Source organism: Agromyces sp. P1_H4 (genome assembly GCF_056405255.1).
In genome coordinates this window covers 1-5,428 of the sequence record NZ_JBFUCL010000259.1, presented here as the reverse complement: position 1 = coordinate 5,428, position 5,428 = coordinate 1, and the positions used below count along the sequence as shown (strand labels likewise).

Annotated in this window: 5 protein-coding genes and 1 tRNA gene; all 6 read left to right on the top strand. The window is 71.1% G+C overall.

Translation table 11 applies throughout. From position 1 onward, the window contains the following. On the top strand, positions 1-549 hold a 549-nt coding region (locus tag AC1DY2_RS14550), incomplete at its 5' end, for an ABC transporter permease (RefSeq protein ID WP_476763073.1). A 1-nt stretch (position 550) separates the two neighbouring features. Then, positions 551-1,624: an ABC transporter permease gene (locus tag AC1DY2_RS14545; protein ID WP_476763072.1), complete on the top strand. Its 1,074-nt coding sequence runs from the start codon at positions 551-553 to the stop codon at positions 1,622-1,624. After that, positions 1,621-3,309: a dipeptide ABC transporter ATP-binding protein gene (locus AC1DY2_RS14540; RefSeq protein WP_476763071.1), complete on the top strand. Its 1,689-nt coding sequence runs from the start codon at positions 1,621-1,623 to the stop codon at positions 3,307-3,309. Before AC1DY2_RS14545 ends, AC1DY2_RS14540 begins: the two co-directional genes overlap by 4 nt. Next, positions 3,309-4,172, top strand: coding sequence for an ATP-binding cassette domain-containing protein (locus tag AC1DY2_RS14535; RefSeq protein WP_309978315.1), 864 nt, complete (start codon positions 3,309-3,311; stop codon positions 4,170-4,172). Before AC1DY2_RS14540 ends, AC1DY2_RS14535 begins: the two co-directional genes overlap by 1 nt. Then, entirely contained in the window at positions 4,169-5,179 is a 1,011-nt protein-coding gene (locus tag AC1DY2_RS14530; protein ID WP_476763070.1) for a D-isomer specific 2-hydroxyacid dehydrogenase family protein, read from the top strand. The genes AC1DY2_RS14535 and AC1DY2_RS14530 overlap by 4 nt, the downstream gene beginning before the upstream one ends. Before the next feature lie 81 nt (positions 5,180-5,260). Further along, a tRNA-Asn gene (locus AC1DY2_RS14525) sits at positions 5,261-5,333 on the top strand. Positions 5,334-5,428 lie beyond the last annotated feature (95 nt).

The following is a 5,428-nucleotide window of genomic DNA, read 5'->3' as shown; positions in this document are numbered from 1 at the left end:
GTGTGGCTGAAGTGGTTCCCGGTCGCCGGCCGCGCCAGCGTGAGCGCGGAGCTGCAGATGCAGACCCTGCCGAACAAGACCGGCTTCTACACGATCGACGCGCTGATGACCGGCGACCCCGCGGTGCTCGGCGACGTGCTCATGCACGCCGTGCTCCCGTCGATCGCCCTGGGCCTCGCGACCGCCGGCATCTTCCTCCGCCTCGTGCGCACCAACGTGATCGGCACCCTCACGACCGACTACGTCGACGCGGCTCGCTCGCGCGGCGTCGCCGAGTCGCGGCTCCTCCGCAAGCACGCGTATCGTCCGGCGCTCATCCCGATCATCACGGTCATCGGCCTGCAGATCGCGCTGCTGCTGTCGGGAGCGGTGCTCACCGAGACCACCTTCGAGTGGAAGGGACTCGGGTTCATCCTGGCCGAGTTCATCGAGTCGCGTGACTTCATGGCCGTGCAGGGCATCGTGGTGCTCCTCGCCGTCATCGTCACCATCACCAACTTCATCGTCGACATCATCGCGGCGTACATCGACCCGAGGGTGAGGTACTGAGATGACCGCGGCATCCGTCACCGCCGTCCCGAAGCGACGACTCCGCGACCGGCTTCCGATCGTGCACCAGCTGCGCCAGAGTGTCGGCCTGCAGCGCGGCATGCTCGTCGCCGGCCTCGTCATGCTGGCCGTCTTCATCCTCTGCGCGATCTTCGCGCCACTGCTGGCGCCGTACGGCTTCGCGCAGCGCAAGAACGACGCGGGTGCGTTCGGCACGCAGCAGCCGCCGTCGCTCGAGCACCCGTTCGGCACCACGGTCGGCGGCTACGACGTGCTCTCCCGCGTGATCTGGGGCACCCAGACGGCGATCCTCGTGATCATCATCGCGGTGCTGCTGTCGATCTTCATCGGCGTGGCGCTGGGACTCTACGCCGGCTACTTCGGCGGCTGGGTCGACCGCGTGCTCGTCGTGGTCTTCGACGCGATCTACGCCTTCCCGTCGCTGCTGCTCGCGATCGTGCTGTCGATCGTGATCTCGGGCGGGCAGTCCAACCTGTGGGCGGGCGTGCTCGCCGCGGCCGGCGCGATCACCGTCGTGTACATCCCGCAGTACTTCCGCGTGATCCGCGCCGAGACGGTGCGCATCAAGGCGGAGGCGTTCGTGGAGTCCGCGAAGGTCCTCGGCGCGTCGAACTCGCGGGTCGTGTTCAAGCACGTGTTCCGCAACGCGACGCGCACGCTGCCGCTCATCATCACGCTCAACTCGTCGGAGGCGATCCTCACGATGGCGGCGCTGGGCTTCCTGGGCTTCGGCATCGAGCCGACGGCGGCCGCCGAGTGGGGCTACGACCTCAACAAGGCGCAGTCGGATGTCACGAGCGGCATCTGGTGGACGGCACTGTTCCCCGGCCTGGCCATCGTGTTCACCGTGCTGGCCATCACGCTCGTGGGCGAGAGCCTCAACGACCTGGCCGACCCGCGCCTGCGCGGGCGTCGCCGGGTGGCGCAGGCGGCCGGCGAGGTCGCGCAGACCTCCGTCGTGCCCGGAGGTGTGCTGTACGCGGGGCCCGGCGGACTCGCCGGCCTCGAAGACGGAGAGACGTTCGACGAGCACGGGATCGAGGTCAAGCGATGAGCACGGTGGTCGACATCAGGAACCTCGGCGTCTCGTTCGCGACCGACGCCGGCGCGGTGAAGGCGGTCGACGACGTCTCGCTGTCCGTGCAGAGCGGCGAGGTGCTCGCGATCGTCGGCGAGTCGGGCAGCGGCAAGACCGTGACCGCGAAGACGATCCTCGGCCTCCTGCCCGAGACGGCGACGACGCGCGGCGCGGTCATCCTCACCAACCGCGAGGGCACACGCGAGAGCGACATCATCACGGTGTCGAAGCAGCGGCTCCGCGAGGTGCGCGGCACCGACGTGGCGATGGTCTTCCAGGAGCCGTCGACCGCCCTGAACCCGGTCTACACGATCGGCTGGCAGATCATGGAGGGACTCCGCGCGCACGGCGACGTCTCCAAGCAGGAGGCGCGCGCGAAGGCGATCGACATCCTCGGTCGCGTCGGGATCCCCGATCCCGAGGAGCGCATCGACCACTACCCGCACCAGTTCTCCGGCGGCCAGAAGCAGCGCATCGTCATCGCGATGGCGCTCGTGCTCAACCCCGGGCTCATCGTCGCCGACGAGCCCACCACGGCGCTCGACGTGACGGTGCAGGCCGAGATCCTCGACCTGCTGCGCCGCTGCCGCGACGAGTTCGGCTCGGCGATCGTGCTGATCACCCACAACATGGGCGTCGTCGCCGACCTCGCCGACCGGGTGGCCGTGATGTACCAGGGCGTGGTGGTCGAGGAGGCCGACGTGCACACGCTCTTCGCGTCGCCGCAGGCCGACTACACGAAGAAGCTCCTCGCGGCGGTGCCGTACGTGGGCCACGGCACCGTGAAGGCCGCCGAGCGCGCCGCAGCGCGGCCGACGAACTGGCTGGAGCAGCCGGCGGTGGTCGAGGCGAAGGGCCTCGAGATCACCTACCCGGGACGGTTCGGCCGTCCGGGGTTCCAGGCCGTGGGCGGCGTCGACCTCGTCATCCGGCCCGGCGAGGTGCTGGGCCTGGTCGGCGAGTCCGGCTCGGGCAAGACCACCATCGGCCGCGCGATCGCAGGCCTCACGAAGGTCACCGGCGGATCGCTGAAGGTGCTCGACGCGGAGATGAACGGCATCCGCGAGCGCGACTTCCGTCCGCTCCGCAGCCGCATCGGGTTCGTGTTCCAGGACCCGGCATCGAGCTTCAACCCGCTCCTCACGATCGCCGAGTGCGTCGCCGAGCCGCTCGTGATCCACGGCCGCGCGAAGAACCCTCGGGCGGCGCGCGCGCGGGTCGATGAGCTCCTCGAGGCCGTGCAGCTGCCCAAGGCCTACGGCGACCGGTACCCGCACGAGCTGTCGGGCGGCCAGCGCCAACGCGCGAGCCTCGCACGGTCGCTGGCGCTCGAGCCCGAGCTGCTGATCGCCGACGAGCCGACCTCGGCCCTCGACGTGTCGGTGCAGGCCCGCGTGCTGGAGCTGTTCGCCGAGCTGCAGCGCGAGTTCGGCTTCGCGTCGCTCTTCATCAGCCACGACCTCGCGGTGGTCGACCTCGTCGCCGACCGCATCGCGGTGCTCTACCACGGCCGCCTCGTCGAGGAGGGCACGGGCCTCGAGGTGCTCGGCTCGCCCGTCGACCCGTACACGCAGCGCCTGCTCGCCTCGCTTCCCGTGCCCGATCCGGCCGCGCAGGCCGAGCGGCGTGAGGAGCTCCGGCGCCTCCGGGAGGGCGACTGATGCGGGGCGCGGCGCACGGCTTCCCGGTGGTGCTGAGCGACCTGTCACTCGAGTACCCGTCGCACGGGCCGAGCCCTGCGCACGTCGCCCTGCACGGGTTGACGCTGACCATCCACCCGGGCGAGGTGCTCGGGCTCCTCGGCAGCGCCGGCAGTGGCAAGAGCACGCTCGCCAAGGTGCTCTCGGGCGTGGCGTTCGATCCGCAGTCGGCCGAGGTGCGGCCCGTCATCACCGGGGGAGAGGCCACGGTGCTCGGACATCGCCTCCGTTCGCTGCCGCGACGGAAGGTGCCCGAGCTGCAGTTCCACGTGGGCTACCTCCCGCAGGATGCGGCCGCCATGCTGCCCCGCGACCGCACGGTGTCCGAGATCGTGGCCGAGCCGATCCTCGAGCGTGACCGGCGGTACAACCGCAAGGCCCTGCAGACCCGGGTGGCGACCATGATCGACGCCGTGCGGCTCCCGCTCGGCATGCTCGACAAGTTCCCCTACGAGCTGAGCGGGGGGCAGCGCCAGCGCGTCGCCCTGGCACAGGCGCTCGTGCTCGGCCCGTCGCTGCTGATCGCCGACGAACCGACCGCGGGCATCGACCTGACCGTGCGCGACGCCGTTGCGCAGCTCATCAGCGAGCTGCGCGACCGCGAGCACCACTCGTTTTCCGCGCTCATCATCAGCCATGACCTGCCGGTGCTGCGACGCACCGCCGATCGCATCGCGGTGCTCGACAAGGGGGAGCTCGCGGCACTCGGCACCATCGACGAGGTGTTCCACGATCCCGCCCATCCCTACGTGATGGCCCTCGCCGGTGCCCTCGACGCGGGCCATGCGGTGATCGACGAGCTGGAGGACGGTCCGACGGCATGACGGATGCCGCGTCGCCGCGTCGTCCGCATCGTGTGGTCTCGGGCTCCCAGCCGCCGACGAGCCCCGCCTGGCGTCCGGCGTCGCCCGGCCCGATCGCCGTGCTGCCCGATGGCGACCCCGTGGTGTCCGCGGCCGTGCACGCGGCAGGCGGCACGGTCGCGGCGCTCGGACCCGACACCCGCGGGATCGTCTGGACCGCGCCATCCGGAGCGGAGTCGCTGCAGCACGCGCTCGACGCGCACCAGGGCGTCGCCTGGGTGCAGCTGCCGTGGGCAGGAGTCGATGCGTTCGCGCCGCTGCTCGCCCGCTTCCAGGACGACGGTCGCACGTGGACGAGCGCGAAGGGCGCATACGCGCAGCCCGTCGCCGAGCACGCGCTCATGCTGGCCCTCGCCGTGCTGCGCGAGGTGCCGATGCGGGTGCGCGCCGAGCAGTGGGACGTCGACGAGCGCGGCCGCACCCTGTTCGGCGCCGACGTGGTCATCGTCGGGGCCGGCGGCATCGCGACCGAGCTCCTCCGGCTCCTGGCGCCGTTCGGCGTGCGCGTCACCGTCGTCCGCCGTCGCGACGAGCCGGTCGAGGGTGCGTGGCGCACGGTCGGGGTCGCCGACCTGGGCCCGGCGCTCGAGCACGCCGAGGTCGTCTTCGTGGCGGCGGCGCTCACGGGCGAGACGCGCGGGCTCATCGGCGCGCGCGAGCTCGAACGGATGCCGCACGGCGCCGTGCTCGTGAACGTGGCGCGCGGCGGCGTGGTCGACACCGACGCCCTCGTCGCCGCCCTCGCGTCTGGCGCACTCGGCGGCGCCGGGCTGGACGTCAGCGACCCCGAGCCGCTGCCCACGGGGCATCCGCTGTGGACCGCGCCCAACACGATCATCACCCCGCACGTCGCCGACACTGAGGCGATGGTCGTGCCGCTCTTCGCCGAGCGGGTCCGTCGCAACGTCGCCGCGTTCCTGGCCGGGCGACCGCTCGAGGGTCGCATCGATCCTGCCGCGGGCTACTGACGGTCCCCGGGCGTTGTCGAGGGGGCCTCGAATTGGGAGACCGGGGCTCCCTTTGCTAGAGTGTCTCTGCTGAACAAGCGATCCTCCATAGCTCAATTGGCAGAGCAATCGGCTGTTAACCGATAGGTTCTTGGTTCGAGTCCAAGTGGGGGAGCAACAAGGGCCGTCCGGTCGATCCGGGCGGCCCTTCGTCGACTCGGGAGGGGTTCGTGCCGGAGTACGAGGCGGTCGCCGATGGCTCGCACGACG

Excerpts from the sequence above, each read along its gene's own strand:
- AC1DY2_RS14540 (WP_476763071.1), top strand. The coding sequence starts at position 1,621 with ATGAGCACGGTGGTCGACATCAGGAACCTCGGCGTCTCGTTCGCGACC.
- AC1DY2_RS14535 (WP_309978315.1), top strand. The coding sequence starts at position 3,309 with ATGCGGGGCGCGGCGCACGGCTTCCCGGTGGTGCTGAGCGACCTGTCA.
- AC1DY2_RS14530 (WP_476763070.1), top strand. The coding sequence starts at position 4,169 with ATGACGGATGCCGCGTCGCCGCGTCGTCCGCATCGTGTGGTCTCGGGC.
- AC1DY2_RS14545 (WP_476763072.1), top strand. The coding sequence starts at position 551 with ATGACCGCGGCATCCGTCACCGCCGTCCCGAAGCGACGACTCCGCGAC.